The organism is Stappia stellulata, from assembly GCF_020176715.1.
Classification (GTDB): Bacteria; Pseudomonadota; Alphaproteobacteria; order Rhizobiales; family Stappiaceae; genus Stappia.
In genome coordinates this window covers 34,242-60,090 of the sequence record NZ_JAIVMF010000003.1, presented here as the reverse complement: position 1 = coordinate 60,090, position 25,849 = coordinate 34,242, and the positions used below count along the sequence as shown (strand labels likewise).

The following is a 25,849-nucleotide window of genomic DNA, read 5'->3' as shown; positions in this document are numbered from 1 at the left end:
TGAAGAGGGCGTGCTAGCGGCCGTTGACGCCGAGACGGGCGGCCTGCGAGGCGCCGGGCTCACCGACGCGGAAAGCGCCAAAGCGGGCGCGGCTGGCCTCGTCGCCGGCAAAGCCGAGATCGGACAGCGCGCGCGGATCGGAATCCGCGACATGAAGGGGGTGGACGCGGGAGGCAACGCCGAAGGCATTGCCGAGGACTTTGGTCAGATAGGACATTGCGCTCTCCTGAGTGCTCGCTTTTCGGGCCACGCACCTGCCCTCGGCAAGTTGCGATAGGCTGGATATGTGCGTATTCGACCTATCAATCAAACCAAAAGATCTTATGTGTTAGATCAATCTGATTGACGTGACCGCGGGAGGGCGCGAGATGGAAGAAGTTCCGGGCAAAGGCACGCCGCTGATCGAGACCGATCTTTACCGGACCTTTCTGGTGATCTCGGAAACCGGCAGTTTTTCAAGGGCTTCGGAGGCGATCGGCCGCACACCATCGGCGGTTTCGATGCAGATCAAGAAACTGGAAACCATTCTGGGTGTTTCGCTGTTCGCGCGCGAGGGGCGGGCCGTTCGCCTGACCGCAGAGGGCGAAGCCCTGATCGGCTATGCCCGGCGGATCCTGATGCTCAATGCCGAGGCGGTTTCGCTGTTCCGCTCGCCGGCGATCGAGGGCGAGGTGCGCTTCGGCGCGCCGTCTGATTTCGGCACCCGCTTCCTGCCGAACATTCTCAAGCGGTTTGCCCGCTCCCATCCCGGCGTGAATGTCGATGTGCATCTCGATGGCAGCCCGAACCTTCTGCACAAGCTCAAGGAGCGGCAGCTCGACCTGATCCTCTACACCGTGCGCACCGACAGCGATCTCGCCCGCGGTGGCGAGATCGTCTACACCGAGCCGCTGGCCTGGGCGGGGCTTGAGGGCGGGGTTGCCTACAGCCGCGATCCCTTGCCGCTGGCCCTGTCGGTGTCCGGCTGTCCCTGGCGCAAGGCCGCGCGGATCGCCCTCGACAAGGCCGAGCACCCCTATCGCATCGCCTATCAGAGCTTTCACAATGCCGGTCAGGAAGCGGCCTTGCTGGCCGATCTCGCGGTTGCGCCGTTCCCCGCCAGCGTAATCGTGCCGCCGCTACAGCGCCTCGACGACCGTCACGGTCTGCCGGAAATCGGCGACTACCAACTGATCCTCAAGGAGGGCAGCCGGGCCGGAAAGGCGACCGACGCCTTTGCACAGCATGTCATCGAGTGTTTTCGGGAAATTTCCTGAGAGTCTCGCAATAACAATAGGATATTTAATTCTATTAACAAATTGAATTCACAAAGGTGCGTCTGGACTTGTTTGTTTCGTAGTACGCAGCTTGATTGAGATGATAATAATATAATTATAACAATGCGTTGAAGGAAGTTTCTCAAGTCCCGTACCGAGGCTGCGGCCGGCGCGTGCTGTGGTTTGCCGTTGCTCTCGACCCTTGCTCCGGCACCCGCTGCGCGTCACATCGATTCGAGCTCCATTGCAGAGTCTGCGCTGGCCGGTTTGTGCCGTTTTTGGAAACAGAAACAATCGGGCGGGAGTTTCGCCTGCGGTCTGGATGGCACCGGAGCCCTGTCGGTGCGGGACGCCAATACTGCTTGTCGCCAATCCGCATGCGCCGGCAGAGCGGAACTGCGGCTGCTTGGTCGAGTGATCATCGGTGGGGACGGTTCCATTGAAAACCAAGGGTCTGTCGCCTTTTCGGACCATGCGGTTTGCTGTCTTGGGCGTGTGCCGGACAGGGCGTCGCAAACGGTCTCCCAGCCGGCGCGCGAGGCGATTCACAAGATTTTTTCGGGTAATTTTCGCTAGAGCTATTTATTTATTCATTTTCACGTCGATTTCTTTTTTTATTTTATAAGTATAAATCTTTCATTGAGGTATTTATCGAATTTCACTCTCGTGAAATTCACTTTTCTTGGAATATCGACATCCTTTTTTTGATTGCCGCGCGGAGTGTTTTTGGGGTTGGCCACAAGGTGTTGCGGAAAGAGCCGGATTGGGCTTTGCATGTTCATCCGCTTTCATTGTTAACTTGCGTGTATATTGTCAGGCGCTTGAAATAGATGCCTTGAACATGGTTTGCGCATTCCCGCCCGGCACGTTCGGCGGATGCGCGACCTGGCAATCCGGCGGTCGCACCCTTCGTGCGCTGCCGGCACAAAGACGAAAATCGAGGGAAGACAGGGCCAATGTCGAACAAGGACACATCGAAAACACTTCATCCGAAAGTGGCGGAAGCCCGCCGCGACATGGAAACAGGGAAGCTGAACCGTCGCGAGTTCGTTCGCTTCGCAGCGCTTCTCGGCGTCGGCGCCGGAGCGGCCTATGCCATGGCCGGCCTGCCGAACCCGGCGGTTGCGCAGGATGCGGCCAACCTGCCGTTTCCCGCCGACGACCCGGACGCGAAAATGGGCGGTGCGCTGAACGTCGCGATGCAGGTCCAGAAAATGGAGGACCCGGCAACCTATTCCTGGATCGAGATGTCGAACCAGACCCGCCATATCCTGGAGCATCTGTCCTTCACCGGGCCGGACAATGTGACCCGTCCGATGCTGGCCGAGCGTTGGGAAGCGTCGGAGGATCTCAAGTCCTGGACGTTTTATCTGCGCAAGGGCGTGAAGTGGCACAACGGCGACGATTTCACGACGGAAGACGTGCTGTTCAACTTCACGCGCTGGACCGATCCCGACCTGGGGTCGTCCAATGTGGGGCTGTCGTCCATCTCCGCCATGCTGGAGGAAAAGGACGGCAAGAAGGTGCTGCGCGAAGGCGCTATCGAGGTGATCGACGATCACACCATCCGCTTCAACCTCGCCAAGCCGGTGCTGTCCTTCCCCGAAGACATGTACAATTATCCGACCGCCCTGGTGCATCGCAGCTTCAAGCCGCCGTTCTCCGACAATCCGATCGGCACCGGTCCCTTCACGCTGGTGGAAAACGTCGTCGGCGACCGCTGCCTTCTCAAGCGCGTCGAAGGCATCGAGTACTGGGGCGGCAAGGTCTATCTCGATGAAATCCGCTACTACAATTTCGACGAGGACAACCAGCTCACGGCCTTTGCCAGCGGGGATGTCGATGCGATCTACGAGTTCGGCGTCGAACAGATGGAACTGGCCAAGGCGCTCGACGGCGACATCATTCCGGCGCGGACCGCGCAGACCCTGTGCTGCCGGTTCCAGGTCACGCAAAAGCCGTTCGACGACAAACGCGTGCGCCAGGCCATCGTCAAGGCCATCGACAACGCGCGGGTGAAGGAGCTCGTGTATCCGGACGGCGGCGATGTCGGCGAGAACCACCATGTCGCGCCGATCCACCCGGAGTATTACGCGCTGCCGAAGCTGGAGCGCGACGTGGAGGGGGCCAAGGCGCTGCTGGCGGAAGCCGGTTACCCGGACGGCCTGGAGATCACCATCGACGTCGGCAACACCGATGGTCCGTGGCACCAGACGGTCGCCGAGGCCATGCGCGACCAGTTGAAAGACGCCGGCATCACCCTCAACGTCAATGTCATGCCGCCGTCCAAATACTGGGAAATCTGGGACAAGACGCCGTTCGGCGCCACCGCCTGGACCCACCGTCCGCTCGGCACCATGGTCCTGTCGCTCGGCTATCGCTCCGGCGTGCCGTGGAACGAGACCAAATACGCCAACCCCGAGTGGGATGCTGCGCTGGATGCGGCGGAATCGACCCTCGATGTCGAGAAGCGCACGGCATTCATGGAGAAGGTCGAGAAGATCCTCCAGGACGACGCCGTGATGGTGCAGCCGATCTTCCGCCCGGTCTATACGATCGCCGCGAAATCGGTGCATGGCTATCCCGGTCACCCGACCCAGTGCCACCAGTTCAACAAGGTCTGGAAGGCGTAACGCTCCGACATGCGGGCGGCCGGCCTTTTGCCGGCTGTCCGTCACGGCCTGCCGGGGCATCGTGCCCTGGCAGGTGAGGGCGCCAGACCTGGGTGGGCATGATGCTGAAACTGATCCTGCGCCGGCTTGTTCAGATGTTTCTGATCATGGCCGTTGCATCTCTTCTTCTGTTCGCGATCTTCGACACGCCTGATTTCAAGAAACGGCTTGCGGTCCAGGAGCTTGGCGGCTTTGCCGTGTCAGCCTTGTCGGAGGACAGCTATCAAGCCTGGCTCTCCGAGCGAGGGCTCGATGCGCCGTTTTACATCCGCTATACGAACTGGATCGGCAGCATTCTCCAGGGCGATCTCGGGTTTTCCTACGAGAAGAACCGCGAGGTCGGGCCGCTGTTGCTGGACCGGCTCGCGAACACCGGCATTCTGGCGTTTTTCGTGTTCGCGCTGATGATCCCCTTGTCGCTTGTTCTGGGGGTGCTCGCGGGCATGAAGGAGGGGTCCGTCCAGGACCGCACGATTTCCTTCATATCGGTGTTCACCACCAGCATTCCCGAGATCGCGACTGCGATCCTGTTGACCGTCGTGCTGTCGCTCGGGCTCGGCTGGCTGCCGGCCAAATCCGCGATGATCCGCGGCTTCGAGTTCCAGCAACTGATCCTGCCGGTGCTGACGCTGGTGATCTACGACTTCGGTTATGTGGCGCGCATGACGCGTGCCTCGATGGCGGAGGTGATGACCTCGCAATACATTCGCACTGCGATCCTGAAGGGCATTCCCTATCGCCGCGTGGTGATGCGCCACGCCTTGCGCAACGCGCTGATCGCGCCGTTCACGCTGATCGTGTTGCAGCTCAACTGGCTGCTTTCCGGCGTCGTGGTGGTGGAGGTGTTCTTCGAATACGACGGCTTCGGCAAGCTGTTGCTGGAGGCAGCGCTCTTCCCCGATGTCGAGGTTGTGCAGGCCTGCACGTTGGTCGCGGTCGCCGTGGCCGTCGTCTCGCAGATCATTTCCGACATCGGCTACACATTCCTCAATCCGCGCATTCGCTTCGCATGAGGCCGGGAGACAAACCGTTATGGCTGTGACCGAAATCGATGCCGGCCCGTCCGTGCTCGACCGCCTCTCGCGCCCGAAGCCGCTGATCGCGCTGGCGCTCCTGATGTGGGTGCCGCTGACCGCCTATGTGATGTTCGGCGGCCGGATGGACGGCTATGCCGACACGGTGCTGCTTCCGGCCGTGCCCGCGACAGTGTTGCTCTACGTGCTCGGCGTTCGGGCCTTTCGCGAAAGCTGGGTCGCGGTGATCGGCCTCAGCCTCGTCTTCTTCTGGCTGCTTGCGGCGGTCTCCGCGCCCTATCTGCCGTTGCTCGACCCCAACAAGCCGATCGCGCCCTTCGTCACACCGTTTTCCGAAAAACGCGACGTGTTCTTCTGGCTCGGCACCGACTTCAAGGGCCGCGATATGCTCTCGCGCGTCATCTGGGGATGCCAGCGGGTGATTGTCTGGGGCGTCAGCGCCACGATGGTCGCCTATGTCGTGGGGGCGCTGTTCGGCCTGATCTCCGGCTATCTCTCCGGCTGGTGGGACGAGGTGATCTCCTTCTTCGCCAATGTGTTGCTGTCCTTCCCGGTGATGGTGCTGTTCATCGTGATCCTGAACTACCTCGGACCGTCGGGGTTCAACATCGTGGTCGCGGTCACCTTCGCCTCGGCGCCGGCGATCATGCGCATCGTTCGCGGGCTCGCGCTCGACATCAAGACGCGCGACTATGTGTTCGCGGCGCAGACGCGCGGCGAGCATCCGCTCTACATCATGATCTTCGAGCTCCTGCCCAACGTGCGCGGGCCGATTATCGTCGATGCCTGCCTGCGCCTTGGCTACACCACCGTCGCGATCACGACACTGACGTTCCTGGGGCTCGGGCTTCAGCCGCCCGATCCCGACTGGGGGCTGATGATCCGCGAAAGCGCGAAGACGGCGATGCTGTGGAAATTCTCCTACATGCTGCTCGTGCCCGCGCTTGCGGTCTCGAGCCTCATTCTGGGCTTCAACCTGATGGCCGACGGCCTTCGGGAAATGAGCCTGCGCGACTGAGGAAGGGACCGTCATGAGCGACCAGACCCCGGTTCTGGAGTGCCGGAACCTGTGCATCTCATATTACACCCGCGCCGGCGAAATCCCGGCCGTGGTCGACTTCAACCTCAAACTGATGCCGGGCGAGGCCCATGGCATCGTTGGCGAGTCCGGCTGCGGCAAGTCGACGGTCGCGCTGGCGATCATGCAATACATGGGCAAGAACGGCGCCATCGTCGGCGGCGAGATCCTGTTCGAGGGGCGCGACATGCGCACCATGAGCGCGGAAGAACTGCGCCATATTCGGGGCTCCAAGATCGCGATGGTCTATCAGGAGCCGATGGCCTCGCTCAATCCGTCGATGCTGATCGGCGAGCAACTGGCCGAGGTGCCGATCTATCACGAAGGCATCTCGCAGGACGAGGCGATGGCACGTGCGGCCGAGATGCTCGCCAAGGTGCGGCTGCCCGACCCGGAACGCATCCTGAAGGCCTATCCGCACCAGATTTCCGGCGGCCAGCAGCAGCGCGTGGTGATCGCCATGGCGCTGCTGTCGAACCCGCGCCTGCTGTTGCTGGACGAGCCGACCACCGCGCTCGACGTCACGGTCGAGGCCGGCATCGTCGATCTGATCAACGAGATATCCGAGGAACTCGGCACCTCGATGATCTACATCTCGCACAACCTCGGCCTGATTCTGGAGACTTGCGACCGGCTGACGGTGATGTATTCCGGTGAAGCGGTGGAAGTCGGCGACATTCACGATGTCTTCGACGAGATGCGCCATCCCTATACGCGCGGGCTGTTCGGCTCGATCCCGCTGCCGGGCGCGGACAAGAACGCGCAGCCGCTGGTCGCGATTCCAGGTCAGCTTCCGCTGCCGCACGAACGCCCCGAGGGCTGCAATTTCGGGCCGCGCTGCACATTCTTTCGCACCGGCACCTGCGATGCCGGCCGGCTGAAAATGCGGTCCGTTCCCGGCGACGACGATCACAAGGTGCGGTGCGAGCGTTTCGAGGACATCGACTGGGACCGGGACCTGCCCAAGGGCGAGGCCAGGGAGCCGGTTCCCGCCGGCGACATCGTGCTGTCCGTCGAGGAGATGACCAAGCACTACACCATCGACGATGGCGGCCTTGCCTTCATGAGCGGCCCGCCGCGGACGGTGAAGGCGAACCAGGATCTGACCTTCACCGCCCGCGAGGCGGAGACCGTCGCCATCGTCGGGGAGTCCGGCTGCGGCAAGTCGACCTTCGCCAAGGTGCTGATGGGGCTGGAGGATGCGACCGACGGCAAGGTGATGCTGGGCAATGTGGAGCTTGGCGATCTTCCGGTCGACAAGCGCGACAGCGAGACGATTTCCAAGCTCCAGATGGTGTTTCAGAACCCGTTCGACACGCTCAACCCGTCGCATACGATCGGCGGCCAGATCGGTCGGGTGATCCGCAAGTTCGGGGTCGCAAGAACCGACGAGGAGGTCGAAGAGATCATCTACCGGCTGCTCGACACGGTGAAACTGCCGCGCGATTTCGCCAAGCGCAAGCCGCGCCAGCTCTCCGGCGGGCAGAAGCAGCGCGTCGGCATTGCCCGAGCCTTTGCCGGCAACCCGAAGGTCGTGATTGCCGACGAGCCGGTCTCGGCGCTCGATGTCTCCGTGCAGGCCGCCGTCACCGAGCTGTTGATGGACATCCAGCGGGAAAACCGCACGACCATGCTGTTCATCAGCCACGACCTTTCGGTCGTGCGCTATCTCGCCGACCGGATCGTGGTGATGTATCTCGGACAGATCATGGAGCAGGGGACGACGGAGGAAATCTTCGCGCCGCCGTATCATCCCTATACGGAAGCGCTGCTGGCCGCCGTGCCGATCGCCGATACCCGTGTGGAAAAGCGCCACATCGTGCTCAAGGGCGAGATCCCGTCACCGGCCAACCCGCCGAAGGGCTGCCCGTTTTCCACCCGCTGCGCCTATATGATCGCGGGTGTCTGCGACACGGACGCGCCGCCCTTGAGGACGTTCGAAAGCGGGCACAAGATCCTCTGCCATCTCGAGGTTGCGGAGCTGGAGAAGATGGAGCCGGTGATCAAGGCAAAGGCGGCGCAGCCGGTCGGGTGACATCGCTCGCCTGGCCCGCCGGGATCGCCTATAGGTCGACCGGGGGCGGGCGCGATGGACGCGCTGACAGGACAACCGGGATTTGACCATGACGACGATAGACAGCATCGATCGGCTTGAGGCGATCTATGGCACGCCGGCGGCGGCCTCGACGGTCAAGGAGCTCGACCACATCAACGCGGCCTATGCCCGGCTGATCGAAGCGTCGCCCTTTGTCGCGCTGGCCACCAGCGGGCCGGAGGGGCTCGACTGCTCGCCGCGCGGCGACGCAGGTGCTGTCGTTCGCATCGACACGCCCCGGCGTCTGTCGGTCCCGGACCGGCGCGGCAACAACCGGATCGATTCCCTGCGCAACATCGTGCGCGATCCGCGCGTCGCGCTTCTCTTCCTGATCCCCGGCAGCGGCACCACCTTGCGGGTCAACGGGCGGGCACATATCAGCGTCGACGCCGATCTGCTCGCCTCCTTCGCGGTCGAGGGGAAAGCACCGCGGTCCGTCATTCTTGTGGATGTGGAACGGATCTATTTCCAGTGTGCGCGCGCCATCGTCCGCTCAAGGCTGTGGGAGCCGGATGCGCGTCGCGATCCGGCCGGTCTTCCGACGCCCGGTGAGATCCTCTCCGAGGTGAGTGATGCGCGCGAAGGCGGCCCGGCCTATGACGCGGAGTGGCCGGAACGGGCGCGCAAGACTCTGTGGTGAGGGGCCGTCATCCTTCCGGCTGGCAGATTTCGTCCCGCCGGATCGCGCCTGCGGTCTTGAGCACGAGGAGTGCGATCACCCCCAGGAGCACGACGTAGGACACCAGCATGACGACCTGCTGGAAGCCGTGACCGGTCTTTTCGGCGAAAAGCGAGGAGGCGATGGTGAAGGCGGCGACCGGGAAGGAATAGGCCCACCAGGACATGGCGAAGGGCAGCCGCAGCAGCTTGTTCACCTGCGTCAGCGTGATCAACGCGAACATCAAGCCGCAGTAGTACAGCAGCCGGGCGACGGCATCGATCTCGCCGCCGTTGATCTGATACCAGGCGACAAAGCCGGCGGACGGCGGCGCGATCAGGATCACCAGCGTCGGCAGCAGGCGCTCCGGCAGCGGATTGTGAAAGATGAGCCGGTTAAAGACCAGCGTCAGAAACACCAGCCAGAACAGCATTCCCACCGAAAAGAAGAACCACGACACCTCGAGATAACCGAGTTGAACCCCGGCAACCGGAACCAGCACATTGCCGACAGCGGGAATGAACCAGGCCGGGGTCATATGCGCCTGTTCGAAGGTGCGATGGCTGATCCAGGCTGACACCACGCCAAGCGTCACCACGAGATGGGCGACGGCTGCCGGAATCCAGATCGCGCGGGCGAGCGGTTCACTCACCTGTAGCAGACCGGCGGCGATCAGGAGCGCGCCGATGGTGATTGCCGGGAAGAAGGCGATCCGGACCGGGTGGTTCCATTCCGCGCGCAGTTCGTCCGGATGGCGAAGTCCCTTGAGCACGAACAGCCCGGCGATGGTGCAGAACACCAGCGCGGTCACCGCAATCAGCCCGATGCTGGTGTGCGATCCGGCCCCCAGCCAGAGTTCCACCCGGTGCGTGGCGAGCGCCAGGCCCGCCAGTCCCATGACGACGGCGAAGAAGGTGACGGGGAAATAGGCGAGCCTTGGCAAGGCGCGCGGCGGATGTGCGGTTGGGGCGGTCATGGGCTCTCGGACTGACGGCAGGAGGGACGCGGTGGCACTGCAATGCCTGCTACAAACATAGACCCGCTTTTGCCTCAGGGTTCAAGGTCGATGCCTGCTGTGCGGGTGCCGGATCCGGCGGCCCCGAATCGCCCGCACCTTTGGTCCGGCGCTTGACGCGACGCCCGTGGCGAAGGATGACTTCAGCCAAAGCCATTCATTTCTGACACCGAGGGTTTCCATGTCATCCCGTTCCCGTCTTGCCATCGTTCTTGCGGCCGATCCCGGTACGCGCATGGCCTCGAAGTGGCCGTTGGCGCTTCACGAGGTCGGCAATCTGTCGCTTGTGGGGCATGTCCTTGCAAGTGTCGCCAGCGCGGGGATCGAGCGCACGGCGGTGATCGTCGGACCGGAGATGGAGGGGCTCGCGGCGGAGGTGGCCCGGTGGGCGCCCGACGCAAGCTGTCATGTTCAAACGGAGGAACAGGGAGGCGCGCAGGCGCTCGCCGCCGCCTTGGCCGCCCATGGCGAGGTGCCCGCTCAGGTGATCCTCCTGCCTGGCGACCGGCCGTTCATCATGGACGAGACCCTGATGCGGCTGTCGTCGCGCCTCGGCGAGGGCGCCGATGTCGTGATGCTGGGATCGCGGGAGGGGCAGCCGGAAAACGTTCGTCCCAGCGGGATCATGGCGCTCGCCGGAGCCCTGTTCCCCGAAATCCTGTCCAGGATCGATGCCGAGCCGGGCCTGGGGACGGGCGATCTTTCGGATGTGACACGCGCCGTCCAGGCGCTTGGACTGGCGGTGGTCAGCGAGATCGGAAGCGATGCGGAGGTGCGGCGGGTCGGGACGCGGGCCGACCTTGCGGCGGTTGAAGCCCATTTTCAGGCCACGATGCGGGCGGAGGCGATGGAGGCGGGCGCCACGTTGATCGCGCCCGATACCGTGTTCTTCTCCCATGATACGGCACTCGGACAGGATGCGGTGATCGAGCCGAATGTGGTGTTTGGCCCGGGGGTCACGGTTGCCGATGGCGCGCGCATCCGCGCCTTCTCGCATCTGGAGGCGGCAAGCGTCGGCCAGGACGCGACGGTTGGCCCCTATGCCCGCCTGCGGCCCGGTGCGGAGATTGGCTCTGCCGCCCATATCGGCAATTTCGTCGAGATCAAGAACGCGACGGTCGAGGCCGGCGCGAAGGTCAATCACCTCAGCTACATCGGCGATGCCCGCGTCGGCGAAAAGGCCAACATCGGCGCCGGCACGATCACCTGCAACTACGACGGCTTTCTCAAGCATCACACCGACATCGGGGCGGGTGCCTTCGTCGGGTCGAACTCCACGCTGGTTGCGCCGCTTTCCATCGGCGACGGCGCCTATCTGGCCGCCGGCGGCGTGATCACGGCCGATGTTCCGGATGACGGCCTGGCGATCGGCCGCGCCCGTCAGGTGGTGAAGGAGGGCCGCGGCGCGCAACTGCGCGCCCGTTTCGCCCGCGCCAAGGCCGAAAAGACCAAGGGCTGATCGCCGCGCGCGATCCCTCCAGCGCCTCTTTCTGCAAACCTGTCATGAGGACCACGATGACCCAGCCCGTTTCCGGTGGCTGCGCCTGCGGCGCAGTCACATTCGAAATCACCGGATCCTTCGAGGCGTTCTTCCTGTGCCACTGCGCCAGATGCCGCAAGGACACAGGCTCCGCCCATGCCGCGAACCTGTTTTCCTCCTCCGCCACACTCGAATGGCTGAGCGGCGCAGAGAAGGTGAAGACCTACCGGGTCCCCGATTCCCGACACGAAAAATGCTTTTGTCCCGATTGCGGCTCGGCATTGCCGGGACTTCAGATGGACGGCACGCTTCTGGCCGTGCCGGCCGGGAGCCTCGACAGCGAGATCGCGATGCGCCCGACCGCGCATATCTGCTGTGCCAGCCGGGCGGCCTGGGACGAGGACCTTGAGAGCGTCCCCCGCCTCGACGGCCTGCCTGGCTGAGAGGATGACGGCGCGGGCCGCAGGCGCCGGTTATCCGCTGCGCCCGGCGCGCGCCAACCCATGAGCCACCAACCGGTCGATGACCTGCGCATAGCCGACGCCGCTCGCCGCCATGACCTTGGAATACATGCTTATGTCGGTGAAGCCCGGGATGGTGTTGAGCTCGTTGACAAGGATGGCCTGCGTATCGGTGACGAAGAAGTCGGCCCGGGCCATGCCGTCGCAGCCGAGCGCGCGAAAGGCCGTTTTCGCCATGTCGCGCATCCGGCTTTCCATCTCCTCCGGCATTTCGGCCGGGATCATCAGCGCGGCGCCATCCGCATCGATGTATTTGGCGTCGTAGCTGTAGAAGCCGTGCTGCTCCGCCGGCACGATTTCGCCCGGACGGGAGACGAAGAGATCGCCGTCCGGGTCTTCCAGAATGGCGAACTCGATCTCGCGGGCCTTGACGAACGCCTCGACGAGGAGCTTGCGGTCGTGCTTGAACCCCTCGGCGAGCGCCGCCTGGTAGTCCTGTTCCCGCGCGACCTTGCTCACCCCGACGGAGGATCCCTGGCGCGCCGGCTTGACGAAGACCGGAAGACCCAACCGGTCTTCGATCTCCGCGAAGGGCGGCGGGGCGGTGACATGGACCGTGACGGCGCGCACGGTGGGAAGTCCTGCCTCGTTGAACAGCCGTTTGGCGATGTCCTTGTCGAGCGCCGTGGCGGATCCGAGCACGCCGCAGCCTGCGAGCGGAACGCGCGCCACCTCGCAAAGACCCTGAACCGCTCCGTCCTCGCCATGAAGGCCGTGGAGAACCGGAAAGAGAACGTCGATGCGCGGCACCTCATGCGCTGTGCCCTTGTCGGACACCGCCAGCATCCGTCCCTGTCCGCCCGGCAGGAGCGCGACCTCGGTGCCTTGCGCAGGCTTCGCCAGTGCTCCGTCCCGGTAGCTGCTCAGCAGCCACTGGCCCGCCCGGGTGACATAGATCGGAACGGCTTCATATTTTTCGGGGTCGAGCGCACGCATGACATTCGATGCCGAGAGCACCGACACGTTATGTTCGGCGGAGCGTCCGCCGAAGAGCACCGCGATGCGCAAGCGGCCTGCGGGTGTTTTCACGAAAACCTCCAAAGTCTCGGATCATGGAAACGGCCCCGGACCGAAACAGGCGTCGGTAGCGCGCGGCTTACACCTTGTAGAAATCCCGGTACCAGTCGACGAAGGCCTTCACGCCGTCTTCGACCGCTGTCTTCGGTCGGAACCCCGTCGCCTGGCTCAGGTCGTCCACATCGGCCCAGGTCTTCAGCACGTCGCCGGGCTGCAGCGGCATGAAGTTGCGGATGGCCTTCTTGCCACAGGCCTTTTCGACGGCCTCGACGTAGCGCATCAGCTCCACCGGCTCGGAATTGCCGATGTTGTAGATGCGGTAGGGGGCGGAACTCGTGGCCGGGTCGGGCGTCTTGCCGGTCCATTCGGGATCGGGCGTTGCCGGGCGGTCGGCAATGCGCAGGATGCCCTCGACGATGTCGTCCACATAGGTGAAGTCGCGCACCATCCGGCCGTTGTTGTAGATGTCGAGTGGCTCGCCGGCCAAGACCGCGCGGGTGAACTTGAACAGCGCCATGTCCGGCCGCGCCCAAGGGCCGTAGACGGTGAAGAAGCGCAGGCCCGTGAGCGGAATGCGGAAGAGATGCGCATAGCTGTGCGCCATCGCCTCATTGGCCTTCTTCGTCGCCGCATAGAGCGAGATCGGATGATCGCCGCCGCGATGGGGCGAAAGCGGCATGTCCTCGTCGAGCCCGTAGACCGAGGAGGTCGAGGCATAGACGACGTGGTCGACCGGGAAATGACGGGCGCATTCCAGGATCGTCAGGAAGCCCGTCACATTGGCGTCGACATAGGCTTGCGGCTCGTCGAGCGAATAGCGCACGCCCGGCTGCGCCGCCAGATGGATGATCCGCTCGGGGGCATGTTCGCGCATCAGCGCGAAGACCGCCTCGCGATCCTCCAGCGAGATGCGTGCCTCGGTGAAGTGATTGTTGGCCTTCAGGTTGCGGACGCGGGCTTCCTTTAGCTCCGGATCGTAATAGGGGCTGACGCAATCGAGGCCGATCACATGCCAGCCGTCGCGAAGCAGACGCTCGACGACGTGATAACCGATGAAGCCGGCCGAGCCGGTCACGAGGATTGTGCGCATGTGGTCTCGCAGGCCTCAGACCTTGAGCAGGTCGTTCAGGACCGGACGGATCTGGCCGGCGAGTTCCTCGTCCTCCAGGGCGTAAGCGATATTGGCGGCAAGGAAGCCCGATTTTGACCCGCAGTCGTAGGTCTGTCCCTCGAAGCGCAGGCCGGTGAAGGTCTGTTCGCTCATCAGCGCCAGCATTGCGTCGGTCAGCTGGATCTCGCCGCCGGCGCCCGTTCCCTGCTTCTCCAGCAGCTCGAAGATGCGCGGCTGAAGGATGTAGCGCCCGTTGATGAAGAGGTTCGACGGCGCGGTGCCCGGCTTCGGCTTTTCCACCATGCCGGTGATCTTCATTGTGTGTGCGGTCGGATCCCCCTCGATTTCGACGATGCCGTAATTGTGCGTCTGGTCCTCCGGCACGGCCTCCACCGAGATCACGTTGCCGCCGGTCTTCTCGTAGACCTCGACCATCTGGCTGAGACAGCCGGGATCGGATTTCATCAGCATGTCCGGCAGGAGGATCGCGAAGGGCTCGTTGCCGATCAGGTCGCGCGCGCACCAGATGGCGTGGCCAAGGCCGAGCGGCTCCTGCTGACGGGTGAAGCTGGTGCCGCCGGCGGCCGGGCGGATCGCCTCCAGCAGATCGAGGGCCTCCTGCTTGCCGCGTTCGCGCAAGGTGTCCTCAAGCTCATAGGCAATGTCGAAATGGTCCTCGATCACATGCTTGTTGCGTCCGGTAACGAAGACGATGTGCTCGATGCCCGCCTTGCGCGCCTCGTCAACGACATACTGGATGATCGGCCGGTCGACGATGGTCAGCATTTCCTTCGGCAGCGCCTTGGTGGCCGGCAGGAACCGCGTGCCCAGACCTGCGACGGGCAGGACGGCCTTGCGAATGGTCTTCTTCTGCATGAAGTGGCTTTCCGGTTTTGCTTTCAGGAACGGGCACCTGCGCGAAAACCGCGCGGGCCATCCTGTCTATCGCGAATGCTCCCGCGAACCAAGCGCGCCTTGCACGTTTTGCGCCTTCCACGCGCGTGTCTGGCGGGCGATGTCTTGCGCGCGCCGGCCGTGCGCAGTACTGACGGGCGGGGCACATCACGACGAGCCGCGAGAAGGATAGACCACCCGCCATGACCCTCACCTGCAACAGCGCCGTCCGCGTCGGCGACGTCACCTTTTCCCAGACGGCTCCCTTCGCGCTGATCGCCGGTCCCTGCCAGATGGAGAGCCGGGCGCATGCGCTGGAGATGGCCGACGCGCTGAAGGAAATCTCGACCGCTCTCGGCCTGCCGACCGTCTTCAAGGCCTCCTACGACAAGGCCAACCGCACCAGCCTTGGCGGCAAGCGTGGCATCGGCATGGCCGAGGCGCTTCCCGTCTTCGCCGAGATCCGCGAGCGCACCGGCATGCCGGTCCTTACCGACGTGCATGCTGCGGAACATTGCGCGCCGGTCGCCGAATGCGTCGACATTCTCCAGATCCCGGCCTTCCTTTGCCGGCAAACCGACCTGCTTGTCGCGGCCGCCGCGACCGGGCGCGTGGTCAACGTCAAGAAGGGACAGTTCCTGGCGCCCTGGGACATGTCGAACGTGCTCGACAAGGTCGTGCAGTCCGGCAATCCCAATGTGCTCCTGACCGAGCGCGGCGCGTCCTTCGGCTACAACACGCTGGTTTCCGACATGCGCGGCCTGCCGATCATGGCCGCGACCGGCGCGCCGGTGATCTTCGACGCGACCCATTCGGTGCAGCAGCCGGGCGGGCAGGGCGGTTCCTCCGGCGGTCAGCGCGAGTTCGTGCCGGTTCTGGCGCGTGCCGCCGTCGCCGTCGGTGTCGCCGGCCTCTTCATCGAGACCCACGACAACCCGGACGCCGCTCCCTCCGACGGGCCGAACATGATTCCGCTCAATGCCTTGCAGGGACTTCTTGAGGATCTGATGGAATTCGACAAGGTCGCCAAGGCGCGTCCCGTCTCGATCTGACCGGCCCGGGCCGGCGTTGCCGACCGCTCCCGCACCCTTTCCCTTTCGCCCGTCCTCGGCTAGAAGCGCGGGCGGGATCTTTCAACGCTTGGGCGCGCCACGCGCGCCCGCCTGTCCGCACAGTCGGCAGGACCTTTCAAGGAGACGCCTATGACCGCCATCGTGGACATCATCGGACGCGAAATTCTCGACAGCCGCGGCAATCCCACCGTCGAGGTCGATGTCCAGCTGGAAGACGGTGCCTTCGGCCGCGCGGCCGTTCCCTCCGGCGCCTCCACCGGTGCCCATGAAGCGGTCGAGCTGCGCGACGGCGGCGCCCGCTATCTCGGCAAGGGCGTGGAAAAGGCGGTCGACGCGGTCAACGGCGAGATTTTCGACGCCATCGGCGGGCTCGACGCGGAAGACCAGCTCAAGATCGACGAGGCGATGATCGCGCTCGACGGCACGCCCAACAAGGCCCGCCTCGGCGCCAATGCCATCCTCGGCGTGTCGCTGGCGGTCGCCAAGGCCGCCGCCCAGTCGGCCGGCCTGCCGCTCTACCGCTATGTCGGCGGCACCGGTGCGCGTCTTCTGCCCGTGCCGATGATGAACATCATCAACGGCGGCGCGCATGCCGACAATCCGATCGACGTGCAGGAATTCATGATCATGCCCGTCGGCGCGCCCTCCTTGCGCGATGCCGTGCGCATGGGGGCGGAGGTGTTCCACACGCTGAAGAAGGCGCTGAAGGATGCTGGCCACAACACCAACGTCGGCGACGAGGGCGGCTTCGCGCCCAACATCGGCTCAACGGACGAAGCCATCGGCTTCGTGATGAAGGCGATCGAAAAGGCCGGCTACCGTCCGGGCGAGGACATGTTCCTGGCGCTCGACGCGGCCTCGACCGAATTCTTCAAGGACGGCAAGTATCACCTCGACGGTGAAGGCAAGACGCTCGGTCCGGACGAGATGGCCGCCTATCTCGCCGACTTCGTCAACCGCTACCCGATCATTTCCATCGAGGACGGCATGGCCGAGGACGACTGGGCCGGCTGGAAGGCGCTCACCGACATGGTGGGCGACAAGTGCCAGCTCGTCGGCGACGATCTCTTCGTCACCAACTCCACGCGCCTGCGCGAGGGCATCGAGAAGGGCGTTGCCAACTCCATCCTCGTCAAGGTCAACCAGATTGGCTCGCTGACGGAGACGCTCGACGCGGTCGAGACGGCGCACAAGGCCGGCTACACGGCGGTGATGTCGCACCGCTCGGGCGAGACCGAAGACGCGACCATCGCCGACCTGGCGGTCGCCACCAACTGCGGCCAGATCAAGACCGGCTCGCTGGCCCGCTCCGACCGGCTCGCGAAATACAACCAGCTCATCCGCATCGAGGAAGAGCTGGGCGCCCAGGCCCGCTACGCCGGCCGCTCGATCCTTCGGGGCTGACGCGGCGACGGGCGGCCACACACCGCCCGGATTTGCAGAGTGAGTAACGCGAAAGCCGCCGGAGCAATCCGGCGGTTTTTTCGTGTGAGCACGGCCGATCCCGACGGGCAGGGGACCGGCGATCACCCTTCACGGCTCGATGTGGTCGCCCCTGCGGCGCAAGCCACGGACGCCCCCGGCTCCCCGATCCCGGGACGCGGCTGCGCCTTTCCCGGGATGACGCCGGGGCTGTTTTATCTCTAAGGATCAGTATTTTACGCCGGATTCGTCATCCCGGCCGAATGCAATAAGAGTCGGGATCGGAGAGCCCCCGACCCCATCGTGATGCCCCGCCGACGCCACCCCCACGGAGGTCATCCCGGGCCTGACCCGGGATCCATTGGTACCCGTACCGGTCGGGAAGAGGCGCGACGACTGCTGCCGGCCCGGCGCCTACATCCGCTGCTCTGGAAACGATTGGACACCGGATCTCCGGCTTCGCCTGCGTCCGGTGTGACGCGGGTTGGGGACGAGCGCCCTCACCACACAAACGCCAGCGAAATCCCCCCGACCAGGATCAAACTCACCGCCCAGACCAGATCCAGATTGAACCAGCTTCGGGAAAGAAACCGCAGGCCGAGCCAGTGGTAGACGCCGGCGGCGAGGAGGCCGCCGGAGAGGGCCATGGCGAGGGTGTGGGCGGTGGCAACGGTGAGGGCGATGGCGGTGTTGCCGGCCATCAGGCTTGAGGCGGCGGCGTGGCCGGCGTCGGTTTCGACCGTCCGGCAGATGCCGAGATAGATCGGCACCAGCATCAGCCCCGCGCCATGGGCCATGGCGACCAGGAAGGACCAGAGCGCAAGCCGCGTCGGCGGCACGCGGGCGAGGAAGCGCGGGTGCCTTCGGTTGATCAGCAGATAGATCCCGAGTGCGATGACGAGGCAGGCGGCGGCGATGCGGATTTCGCGCTGCCATTCGACCAGCACCAGAAGCGCGGAGAAGGGCAGCAGGATCGCCGTCATGGCGAGAAGATGCCCGCAGGCCAAGGCCGCAAGTGCCTTGTAGAGGCTCGCGCGCGAGCGGTCCATCAGCGCCGCGGAGACCGCGAGCGGCCATCCCATGCCCGGATTGACCCCGTGATAGATGCCAGAGGCGACGACGGCGGCCCAAAGCGCCGCCGCCGTGTCCATTTCCGCCATGCGTCAGACGGAGGGGTAGCAGAAACTGTCGGTCGAACAGTCGCCGCCCTCCAGCCGGATCTGGTGGCTGCGATAGCCTTTCGGGAAGTCGACGTAGAAATCCTCGGCGAGCGTCAGGCCGCCACTTTCGCCGACATGGGCCATGACCATCTGCCCGCCCTCGTCGTCGGGGTAGAACTGGTCGTCCCAGGTCGAATAGAGCGAGTTGGTCCAGTAGACGCGCTTGCCGTCGCGGCTGACCTCCACCATCTGCGGGCCGTAGGCGAAGGGCTTGCCGTTCGGATGGGCCGTGCCGCGCGCGATGCCGCCGATCTCCACCTTGCCGGTGAGTTTCGGGTTCATCGGGTCGGAGACATCGTATTGATGCATCTCGCCCATGCCCCAGCAGGCGACATAGAGATATTTGTCGTCGAGGCTGAGGTCGATATCGGTGACGAGCGGCGGGACGGCTGCAAAGCCCTGCAGCAGCGGGGGCAGGTTTTCAGCCGCCTCGGGGCGCGGATCGATGGTGATGGTCTTCTTCGCCTCGAAGGTTCCGTCCGCCTTGCGCCACCAGGTGAAGATCGCGCCCTGCAGGTTGGTGGTGTCGACCACCACGCCGCAAAAGCCGTAGTCCTTGGCCGGATCGTGCGCCGGGCGGATTTCCAGCGCCATCTGGTGGTTGGCGCCGAGATCGATGGTCTGGACGTTGCGCCGCTCGCGCAGGTTCCAGAAGTGGATCTTGTGGCCGTATTTGTTCGACAGCAGGTCCTCGGCGACGATGCCGTTTTCGAACTGCGGCGGCAGACCCCACTCGGAGCTGACCATGTAGTCGCGCGGCAGGTTCCACCAGAAATCATAGTGCTTGTCCTGCTCGCCCCGGTCCATCTCGTAGCGGCCGAGAATGTCGAAGGTCTCGCAGTCCATGATGAAAATGCCCGGAGGCCCGTCGGTTCCGTCCTTGCCGCCGCCGCCAAGGGTCGAGACATAGATCCCTTCCGGGCCGCAATGGATGGTGTGCGGGCGCGAGTATCCGGTCTTGGCGAAAACCTCCTCCGGCTCGATGATCTTGTGGATCTTGGCCTTGAGCGGCTCCTTCACGTCGATCACATAGATGCGGGACGAGCGAATGCCCGGAATGATCAGGTAGCGCCGCTCCAGAAAGGCATGTCCGGTCAGCGGCGACAGCGCCGAGGAACAGGCATTCCAGCCGAAGTGGTGAAACTCGTCGCCCGTGTTGGGCATGAGAAGCTGATGGACGATCTCGCCGTAGCTCGGCGATTTCGGATCGACGTCGACAACCGCCAGCCCGTCGGGCTGCGAGGCGTCGGGACTGAGCATCAGCGTGAAGGCGAGCGTTTCCGCCGGCGCCTGCATGGCGAGTTTCGGGGTGGCGTGAAATGTGGGGTCGGGTCTCAACGTCATTACCGGCTCCTCCCAGGATCTGGCCAGTGTCTGGGCGCCGGTGTCTTTTTTCACGTTTTGGTCAGCACCCGAAACGCGAGTGTGCCACAGTTTTCACACGCGGAGAAACGATCCGGGTCTGCCGTCGAAGCGCGCTGGGAGCGGGGGCGGCCGATGGCCCGGCGTCAGTCGCCGGGCTTCGTCTCGTGGGCGTGTTTGATCGCGGCGGCGAGGGTTTCCGGCTTTTCCGCGCCCATGACGAGAAAGCGCTCGTCGATGATGAAGGCCGGCACTCCGGTCACGCCGATCTCGCGGGCCTTGTCGAGGTCCTTGCGGATCTTGTCGATGTCGGAATCCGTTGGCAGCAACTCCGCCACAAGGTCCGACATCATGCCGACATCGGCGGAGGCCTGGATCAGGGTCGCGCGGTCGGTGAGATCCGCGCCTTCCACGAAATAGAGCTGGAACAGCCGCTCGGCCATCTCGCTCTGGGCATTGTCGGCGCGCGCCCACAGGATCAGCCGGTGGCAGTCGAGCGTGTTGGGCGATTTCCTGATCCGGTCGAAGGCGAAGGGAATGCCTTCCGCCGCGCCGGCGTCGCGGATCGGGGCATAGATTTCCTCCGCACGCGCCGGACCGCCGAATTTCTCGTTCAGATAGGTCTGGCGGTCCTTGCCCTCGGGGGGAAGCGTCTCGTCCAACTGGAACGGCAGCCAGCGCAGCTTGACCGGAATGTCCGGCACGGCGGCGAGCGCCTTTTCCAGCCGGCGCTTGCCGATATAGCACCACGGGCACATCACGTCCGAGACGATGTCGATGTGCATCGGGTCTGCTTGATCCATCCGTTACGTCCTTTCCGGCGGTTCGGCGCGTCTTGTCTCTTATCCGCTTGCGCGAGGCTTCTGTGGTCCGGTCGCGCGACGCGGACCTGTGCATGCGCGGCGGCTGGCCGGCACGCTCACACGAAACTGGTCGTGGCGATGATCGCCCCCACGCGTCGCGACAGACCGGCAAGCGCCTGTGCATCGCGCAACACGATCATATCGCCCCGCCCGGCCACCCTAGCAACAAAATCCTCCTCGCGCGATGCGGCAAGGATCGTGGAACGGATCGGATCTCCGACAACAGGGGCGAGCGGATCGTCGTTGGCGGCGCGCGGGGGCAGGGGCGCGGGGTGGAGATCCCCAAGCGTCCTCACCAGCGGCGCGCGTCCCCGTGCCTTTACGATTGCCGTCAGCCGGGCGAGATAGGCGTCGAAGGCCTCCGCCGGCAGTTCCGCGCCGTTCTCAAGATACAGTGCGCGGAATCGCCGCAGCAGCGCGTCCGCCAGGTGGCGTCGGGCGCCGGCAAGAAGCAGCGAGCGCAGGCGGATGCCGAGGTCGGCGGGATCTGCATCGCGCAGGACAACGTCGCCGCAGCCGGCGGCCGCGAGGGTGTCGACCTCATCGTCGGCCGTCGCCATGGCCAGCACCGGCAGGCTGGCGAGGCGCGGGTCGGCGTTCACCTTTTGCAGGATATCGCATGTGCGGTCGACCGGCATGTCGACGAAAAGTGCGCGATGCGGCGTCTGGGTAAGTCTGCGGCAGACCGCATCGGCCGTGAGCGCGCCCTCGATCGGGAGCGAGAGGCCCGCCTGCGTTAGGGCGGTTGCGGCGGCCTGTCCGGCGCCTGCCACCATCAGGCTGCCCGGAGGATGCCGGAGCGCTTCCCGGTCGACCGGAAGCGGGCCGAGGACCGCGCGCCGCAGCCTGGCCTCTTCCATGCGCACGGACTGGCGAATGGTCTCGCGGATGCGATTGATCAGGGTTTCTTCGGTGAGTGCCGGGGAAACGAAGGCGCTGGCGGAGCGGCTAAGCGCAAGGTCCGCCCCCTTGCGGGTTTCCACGATCAGGGGCACATCGACGCCGGCCGCGCGGAAGGTGTCGCGCAGGCGTTCCATGCGGGCGATGACCTGGGTTCCGGGCGTTGCGCCGGCAAATAGCAGCAGGGCGTCGGGCGCGACTCGCGTCTTCGACCAGATCCGGCCGGTTTCGGGCAGGTCCGGGGCCGGACCGTCCGACCAGGCGGCGCGGAAGGCTTCGGCACGCGGCGTCATGCCCGGTTCGGCGCAGGCAAGCGCGATGATCGGCGCCGGAGGCGTTTCGCTCTGCGGCATGGCGCTCAGGCGACCGCCGCGGCACGGCCCTGGTCGACGCGCAAGGCAAGGGCCGCGCGGTCCACCGTTCCGTTTTCCCGGCGCGGCAGCACCTGCATCGACAGCACCCGATGCGGAATTTCGCCAAGGCCTGCGCATTCGGCTTCCAGATAGGCGAAGAAACCCTCGACATCGAGCATCAGACCGCGTTGCGGCACGAGGGCTGCGTAAAGCCGCGCGCCGAGAATGCCGTCCTCGACCAGGAAGGCCGCAGCCTCCTTCAACCCCGGAAAGGCGCCGAAAAGCGCGTCGAGCGCCGGCAGGGAGGTGATGCCGGAAAGCGAGGTGCCGGGCATGCCGAAGGCGATGATGCCGTTGTCGCCCTGGCGCAGCGGCAGGAGCGTGTCGACGTAGCCGGCCTTGTCGGTCGGGATGCGCACCTTGCAGGCCGGCCAGGCGCTGTCGGCCACCATCGCGCCGCGCACCTTTAGCGTGTTCGGCTGGCTTTCGGTGTCGATTGCGATTTCCAAAAGGGCCGGTCCGTTCGCCGCCGTGGACGGCGACGTCACGCGCCCGGAGGCAAAGGGGCGGGGCAGGGCGCTGCCGTCGCGCTTGCGCGCGATCATGGCGAATTCGTCGGCGATGTGAATGTCGGTCACGTCGCGGTTGGTCTGATGATGCGTGGCAGTCGGCGAATGCGCGTTCCACACCGGCACGATGCGGCAATCGCCGTTGGTCATGCGCCGTTCCAGTTGCGGCATCAGCGAGCCGGGGCACAGCACCATGTCGGCGTCAACCGCGTCGGCATGGGCGGCGAGCTTGCGCAGCGAGCGCGGATGGTGAAGGTGCAGCGTGCCGCCGCTCAACAGCCAGGGCATCAGGCCGGCACCGATGCCCGCCATTCCAGTGAGCGCATAGGGCACCACGGTGACCGGCGCCTGGGGCAGCGAGAGTTCCAGATAAGGCATCAGCCCGGCGGCGATCCACTGGTTGTGGCTGCGCGCGATCGGCAGCGGTTCGCCGCTGGTGCTGTGGGTCCAGGTCAGGGTCGCCACATGATCCGCCGCATTGGGGTCGCGCCGACCGGGCGGCGGCGACATCTCCGCAGGCACCTCCTTGAGCACCTCGGCAAGCTCGATCAGACCGTCGGCGACCTCGGTTCCCAGGCCGAAGACGAAGCGCAGCGAGAACATTTCCGCCGCCGTATCGCGGGCCTCGTGCCCGATGTTGCGGCCGCCGAAACCTTCGCCGGCAACCAGCGCCTTGGCGCCGGCGCGCGACAGCGCCGCCAGAACGTTCTTCTGGCGCCAGTGCAGCGGCAGCGGGGCGACGACCAGCCCGGCGCGCAGGGCAGCCAGAAAGGCGATCACCGCCTCCACCGTGTTGGGGCTTTGCAGGCCGACGACATTGTCGGGCGAGAGGCCGACGGCGGAAAAGAAGGCGGCGAGCCTGGAGATTTCGTCATCCGCCTGCGCATAGGTCAGCCGGCGGGGCGTGCCCTGCATGGCATCCGCGCGATCCTGCGGGTCGCAGAGCGCGAGACGGTCGGGATGCGCGGTTGCGGTCTTGCGAAACAGGGCGTCGAGGGTCACCCGGCCCCAGATGCCGCTTTGCTGATGCGTCTCGATGGTTTTCTGCGGTGTGAGAATCATTGTGCGTCGTCCACAGCCTGTTCGCCGCCAGCGGCGGCCCACCATGCTTCAAAACGCGGTCCGAACACCGGATGGGTGTCGGGTCGCGCGATCGTTGTCCAGCGTGCCACCCAATCGTCCGGGCGGTGAAACAGAGGCACTACATAGGCGCCGGAAATAAGCACGCGGTCGAAGGCCCGCACCGCGGCGGTGAAGGTTTCGCTGTCGCGGGCGGCGAGCATCGCGTCGATCATCGCATCGGCTGCCGGATCGCGCACGCCCGCATAGTTGAAGGAGCCGTCCTGATCCGCCGCCGCGCTGCCCCAACGGTAGCGCTGCTCGTTGCCCGGCGACAATGACACCGGCCAGATGTTCAGCACCATGTCGAAGTCGAAGGTCTGCCGGCGACGCTGATATTGCGCGCCATCGACGCTGCGGATCGCCGCCTCGACGCCGATGACCTTCAGCGCCCGCTGATAGGCCAGCGCCAGGCGTTCCTGGTCCTTGCTGGCGACCAGGATCTCGAAGGCGAGCGGCGTGCCGTCGGCCGCGGTCATGGTGCGCCCGTCGATGGAATAGCCTGCCTGTTTGAGCGCGGAAACGGCGGCGCGCAGCACCTTGCGGTCGCGGCCCGATCCGTCGGCCTGTGTCGGACGCCAGGTACCATCCACGACATCGGACGGCAGATCCTCGATCCAGGGCGCCAGCAGGTCGCGTTCCAGCGCATTCGCCGGGCGTCCGAGCGAGGAGAGGCTCGAATTGTCGAAATAGCCGCCGGTGCGGGTGTAGAGGTCGTAGTAGAGCGTGCGGTTCACCCATTCGAAGTCGAACAGCATGGCGAGCGCCCGGCGCACGCGCACATTGGCGAACACCGGTCGGCGCGTGTTGAAGACGAAACCGTACATGCCTGCAGGCGTTCCGAGTTCGAAGCTTTCCTTGACCACCTCTCCGGCCTCGACGGCGGGAAAGTCCATGCCGGTCACCCAGCGCGCGGGATCGGCGACGGGCAGGATTGAAACCAGCCCCTTCTTGAAGGCCTCCTGCAGGGTGTTCTCGTCGCGAAAATACTCGATGCCGACCTTGTCGAAATTGTAGAGACCCTTGCGGATCGGCAGATCCTTCGCCCAGTAGTCGGGATTGCGCCGGTAGACGATGCGGCTGCCGGGATCGACCTCTTCCACCAGATAGGGACCGGAACCGACCGGCGGGGTGAGGGTGCTCTTGTCGAAGGTATCCGGATCGATGGTGTGGCGGGCGAAGATCGGCGACAGCCCCAGAAGCAGCGGCAGTTCGCGGTCGTCGCCATCGGCGAAGACGAAGCGCACGGAGCGCTCGCCGGTCTTTTCCATCGCCGTGATGCGCGCGTAGCGCGAGCGGAAATGCGGGCGTCCCTTGTCGCGCAGGATCTCGAAGGAAAAGATCACGTCCTCGACCGTGACCGGTTCGCCGTCGGAAAAGCGGGCCTGCGGATTGAGGGTGAACTCGATCCAGTCGCGCTCTTCGGGCATGCGCACCGATTCCGCCAGCAGTCCGTAGAGCGAGAAAGGCTCGTCCATGTTGCGCTCGAGCAGGCTTTCGAACACCAGCGCGCCGAAGCGCGCGTCGCGCAGACCACGCGCCGACGTGGTGCCGCCCTGGACGATGAACTGGTTGAGACTGTCGAAGGTCCCCTGGACGCCGTAGGTGATCTCGCCGCCCTTGAGCGCCTGCGGATCGGCATAGGGCAGATGCTCGAAATCGACCGGGAGCGCCGGTTCGCCGTGCATGGCAATGCCGTGAACCGGTGTGGGCGTGTCGTCTTGTGCGGCAACACCCACGGCAAGCAGCGTCGCGCAGAGCCAGGCGGCCAGCGGAACGCAGCGCCCGGCGCGGAGAATCAGTGACATGTTTCGAGACCTTGCCTTCATGCGTCCATTTCTACCGTGCAATCACTTTGGTATGGTTAACAAGACGTCAAAAAACGGGCCAGTGATCGCACCGGGGGACGGGGGAGGCGGCGCACTCCGCGCCGGCCCGCGGAAAGAAAGGACGGCCTTTCCCGGCAAATGCGTCGGTTTGGCCGCGTCTCTTTCTGGATATTTGCTGCACTTGCCTGTAAAGATGCGCGCGTGACCGATCGGGCCAACGTCTTGCCGCATTCCTTGCGCACACGGTTGTGGCCTTTTGGCACGACAGGATTTTCGGTGCGCGCATGCGGCGGACGGCCGCTGTGCAC

The 25,849-nt window shown here is 64.8% G+C and carries 21 protein-coding genes; 10 read left to right on the top strand and 11 right to left on the bottom strand.

The window, feature by feature from the left end; all coding sequences use genetic code 11:
• Window positions 1-13 precede the first annotated feature (13 nt).
• Complete coding sequence (locus LC092_RS04995) at window positions 14-217, bottom strand: hypothetical protein (RefSeq protein WP_224805344.1); 204 nt, start codon at window positions 215-217, stop codon at window positions 14-16.
• A gap of 151 nt (window positions 218-368) precedes the next feature.
• Here LC092_RS04995 and LC092_RS04990 point away from each other — a divergent pair, with 151 nt between their 5' ends.
• From LC092_RS04990 to LC092_RS04965, 6 genes are all read left to right on the top strand, one after another.
• Window positions 369-1,256 carry a LysR family transcriptional regulator gene (locus LC092_RS04990; RefSeq protein ID WP_224805343.1) on the top strand — a complete coding sequence of 296 codons (888 nt, stop codon included), beginning with the start codon at window positions 369-371 and terminating at the stop codon, window positions 1,254-1,256.
• Between the two features lie 956 nt (window positions 1,257-2,212).
• On the top strand, window positions 2,213-3,889 hold the full coding sequence (locus LC092_RS04985) for an ABC transporter substrate-binding protein (protein WP_224805342.1): 1,677 nt from the start codon (window positions 2,213-2,215) through the stop codon (window positions 3,887-3,889).
• A gap of 101 nt (window positions 3,890-3,990) precedes the next feature.
• On the top strand, window positions 3,991-4,941 hold the full coding sequence (locus tag LC092_RS04980; RefSeq protein WP_224805341.1) for an ABC transporter permease: 951 nt from the start codon (window positions 3,991-3,993) through the stop codon (window positions 4,939-4,941).
• A gap of 19 nt (window positions 4,942-4,960) precedes the next feature.
• Window positions 4,961-5,980: an ABC transporter permease gene (locus LC092_RS04975; protein ID WP_224805340.1), complete on the top strand. Its 1,020-nt coding sequence runs from the start codon at window positions 4,961-4,963 to the stop codon at window positions 5,978-5,980.
• A gap of 13 nt (window positions 5,981-5,993) precedes the next feature.
• On the top strand, window positions 5,994-8,075 hold the full coding sequence (locus LC092_RS04970; protein WP_224805339.1) for an ABC transporter ATP-binding protein: 2,082 nt from the start codon (window positions 5,994-5,996) through the stop codon (window positions 8,073-8,075).
• Window positions 8,076-8,163: 88 nt separating this feature from the next.
• Entirely contained in the window at window positions 8,164-8,775 is a 612-nt protein-coding gene (locus LC092_RS04965) for a pyridoxamine 5'-phosphate oxidase family protein (RefSeq protein ID WP_224805338.1), read from the top strand.
• Between the two features lie 7 nt (window positions 8,776-8,782).
• Here LC092_RS04965 and LC092_RS04960 read toward each other — a convergent pair whose 3' ends face one another.
• Window positions 8,783-9,769, bottom strand: coding sequence for an SLAC1 anion channel family protein (locus LC092_RS04960; protein WP_224805337.1), 987 nt, complete (start codon window positions 9,767-9,769; stop codon window positions 8,783-8,785).
• 220 nt (window positions 9,770-9,989) lie between these two features.
• Here LC092_RS04960 and LC092_RS04955 point away from each other — a divergent pair, with 220 nt between their 5' ends.
• Together LC092_RS04955 and LC092_RS04950 are read left to right on the top strand one after the other, a co-directional pair.
• Window positions 9,990-11,267, top strand: a complete 1,278-nt coding sequence (locus LC092_RS04955) for an NTP transferase domain-containing protein (RefSeq protein WP_224805336.1) — start codon at window positions 9,990-9,992, stop codon at window positions 11,265-11,267.
• 56 nt (window positions 11,268-11,323) lie between these two features.
• Window positions 11,324-11,731 carry a GFA family protein gene (locus tag LC092_RS04950; RefSeq protein WP_224805335.1) on the top strand — a complete coding sequence of 136 codons (408 nt, stop codon included), beginning with the start codon at window positions 11,324-11,326 and terminating at the stop codon, window positions 11,729-11,731.
• Window positions 11,732-11,761: 30 nt separating this feature from the next.
• Here the strand turns inward: LC092_RS04950 and LC092_RS04945 are convergent, their stop codons facing one another.
• The 3 genes from LC092_RS04945 to galU all read right to left on the bottom strand — a co-directional run bounded on the left by LC092_RS04945 (window position 11,762) and on the right by galU (window position 14,813).
• Window positions 11,762-12,838, bottom strand: coding sequence for a D-alanine--D-alanine ligase family protein (locus LC092_RS04945; protein WP_224805334.1), 1,077 nt, complete (start codon window positions 12,836-12,838; stop codon window positions 11,762-11,764).
• A 67-nt stretch (window positions 12,839-12,905) separates the two neighbouring features.
• Window positions 12,906-13,916, bottom strand: a complete 1,011-nt coding sequence (locus tag LC092_RS04940) for an NAD-dependent epimerase (RefSeq protein ID WP_224805333.1) — start codon at window positions 13,914-13,916, stop codon at window positions 12,906-12,908.
• Window positions 13,917-13,931: 15 nt separating this feature from the next.
• Window positions 13,932-14,813, bottom strand: a complete 882-nt coding sequence (gene galU, locus LC092_RS04935) for a UTP--glucose-1-phosphate uridylyltransferase GalU (RefSeq protein ID WP_224805332.1) — start codon at window positions 14,811-14,813, stop codon at window positions 13,932-13,934.
• A gap of 221 nt (window positions 14,814-15,034) precedes the next feature.
• Between galU and kdsA the strand changes: the two genes are divergently transcribed.
• On the top strand, window positions 15,035-15,883 hold the full coding sequence (gene kdsA, locus LC092_RS04930) for a 3-deoxy-8-phosphooctulonate synthase (protein WP_224805331.1): 849 nt from the start codon (window positions 15,035-15,037) through the stop codon (window positions 15,881-15,883).
• 150 nt (window positions 15,884-16,033) lie between these two features.
• Entirely contained in the window at window positions 16,034-17,308 is a 1,275-nt protein-coding gene (gene eno / locus LC092_RS04925; RefSeq protein WP_224805330.1) for a phosphopyruvate hydratase, read from the top strand.
• 518 nt (window positions 17,309-17,826) lie between these two features.
• Here eno and LC092_RS04920 read toward each other — a convergent pair.
• From LC092_RS04920 to LC092_RS04895, 6 genes are all read right to left on the bottom strand, one after another.
• Window positions 17,827-18,486, bottom strand: a complete 660-nt coding sequence (locus LC092_RS04920; RefSeq protein WP_224805329.1) for a hypothetical protein — start codon at window positions 18,484-18,486, stop codon at window positions 17,827-17,829.
• 3 nt (window positions 18,487-18,489) lie between these two features.
• Complete coding sequence (locus LC092_RS04915) at window positions 18,490-19,890, bottom strand: selenium-binding family protein (RefSeq protein ID WP_224805328.1); 1,401 nt, start codon at window positions 19,888-19,890, stop codon at window positions 18,490-18,492.
• A 164-nt stretch (window positions 19,891-20,054) separates the two neighbouring features.
• Window positions 20,055-20,711: a DsbA family oxidoreductase gene (locus LC092_RS04910; protein WP_224805327.1), complete on the bottom strand. Its 657-nt coding sequence runs from the start codon at window positions 20,709-20,711 to the stop codon at window positions 20,055-20,057.
• A gap of 116 nt (window positions 20,712-20,827) precedes the next feature.
• Window positions 20,828-22,024, bottom strand: a complete 1,197-nt coding sequence (locus LC092_RS04905) for a hypothetical protein (RefSeq protein WP_224805326.1) — start codon at window positions 22,022-22,024, stop codon at window positions 20,828-20,830.
• A 5-nt stretch (window positions 22,025-22,029) separates the two neighbouring features.
• On the bottom strand, window positions 22,030-23,655 hold the full coding sequence (locus tag LC092_RS04900; RefSeq protein WP_224805325.1) for an AMP-binding protein: 1,626 nt from the start codon (window positions 23,653-23,655) through the stop codon (window positions 22,030-22,032).
• Window positions 23,652-25,520 (bottom strand): extracellular solute-binding protein, encoded by a 1,869-nt coding sequence (locus LC092_RS04895; RefSeq protein WP_224805324.1) that lies wholly within the window; start codon window positions 25,518-25,520, stop codon window positions 23,652-23,654. Before LC092_RS04895 ends, LC092_RS04900 begins: the two co-directional genes overlap by 4 nt.
• Between the last annotated feature and the right edge of the window lie 329 nt (window positions 25,521-25,849).

Excerpts from the sequence above, each read along its gene's own strand:
- LC092_RS04995 (WP_224805344.1), bottom strand. The coding sequence starts at position 217 with ATGTCCTATCTGACCAAAGTCCTCGGCAATGCCTTCGGCGTTGCCTCC.
- LC092_RS04990 (WP_224805343.1), top strand. The coding sequence starts at position 369 with ATGGAAGAAGTTCCGGGCAAAGGCACGCCGCTGATCGAGACCGATCTT.
- LC092_RS04985 (WP_224805342.1), top strand. The coding sequence starts at position 2,213 with ATGTCGAACAAGGACACATCGAAAACACTTCATCCGAAAGTGGCGGAA.
- LC092_RS04980 (WP_224805341.1), top strand. The coding sequence starts at position 3,991 with ATGCTGAAACTGATCCTGCGCCGGCTTGTTCAGATGTTTCTGATCATG.
- LC092_RS04975 (WP_224805340.1), top strand. The coding sequence starts at position 4,961 with ATGGCTGTGACCGAAATCGATGCCGGCCCGTCCGTGCTCGACCGCCTC.
- LC092_RS04970 (WP_224805339.1), top strand. The coding sequence starts at position 5,994 with ATGAGCGACCAGACCCCGGTTCTGGAGTGCCGGAACCTGTGCATCTCA.
- LC092_RS04965 (WP_224805338.1), top strand. The coding sequence starts at position 8,164 with ATGACGACGATAGACAGCATCGATCGGCTTGAGGCGATCTATGGCACG.
- LC092_RS04960 (WP_224805337.1), bottom strand. The coding sequence starts at position 9,769 with ATGACCGCCCCAACCGCACATCCGCCGCGCGCCTTGCCAAGGCTCGCC.
- LC092_RS04955 (WP_224805336.1), top strand. The coding sequence starts at position 9,990 with ATGTCATCCCGTTCCCGTCTTGCCATCGTTCTTGCGGCCGATCCCGGT.
- LC092_RS04950 (WP_224805335.1), top strand. The coding sequence starts at position 11,324 with ATGACCCAGCCCGTTTCCGGTGGCTGCGCCTGCGGCGCAGTCACATTC.
- LC092_RS04940 (WP_224805333.1), bottom strand. The coding sequence starts at position 13,916 with ATGCGCACAATCCTCGTGACCGGCTCGGCCGGCTTCATCGGTTATCAC.
- galU (WP_224805332.1), bottom strand. The coding sequence starts at position 14,813 with ATGCAGAAGAAGACCATTCGCAAGGCCGTCCTGCCCGTCGCAGGTCTG.
- kdsA (WP_224805331.1), top strand. The coding sequence starts at position 15,035 with ATGACCCTCACCTGCAACAGCGCCGTCCGCGTCGGCGACGTCACCTTT.
- eno (WP_224805330.1), top strand. The coding sequence starts at position 16,034 with ATGACCGCCATCGTGGACATCATCGGACGCGAAATTCTCGACAGCCGC.
- LC092_RS04920 (WP_224805329.1), bottom strand. The coding sequence starts at position 18,486 with ATGGCGGAAATGGACACGGCGGCGGCGCTTTGGGCCGCCGTCGTCGCC.
- LC092_RS04915 (WP_224805328.1), bottom strand. The coding sequence starts at position 19,890 with ATGACGTTGAGACCCGACCCCACATTTCACGCCACCCCGAAACTCGCC.
- LC092_RS04910 (WP_224805327.1), bottom strand. The coding sequence starts at position 20,711 with ATGGATCAAGCAGACCCGATGCACATCGACATCGTCTCGGACGTGATG.
- LC092_RS04905 (WP_224805326.1), bottom strand. The coding sequence starts at position 22,024 with ATGCCGCAGAGCGAAACGCCTCCGGCGCCGATCATCGCGCTTGCCTGC.
- LC092_RS04900 (WP_224805325.1), bottom strand. The coding sequence starts at position 23,655 with ATGATTCTCACACCGCAGAAAACCATCGAGACGCATCAGCAAAGCGGC.
- LC092_RS04895 (WP_224805324.1), bottom strand. The coding sequence starts at position 25,520 with ATGTCACTGATTCTCCGCGCCGGGCGCTGCGTTCCGCTGGCCGCCTGG.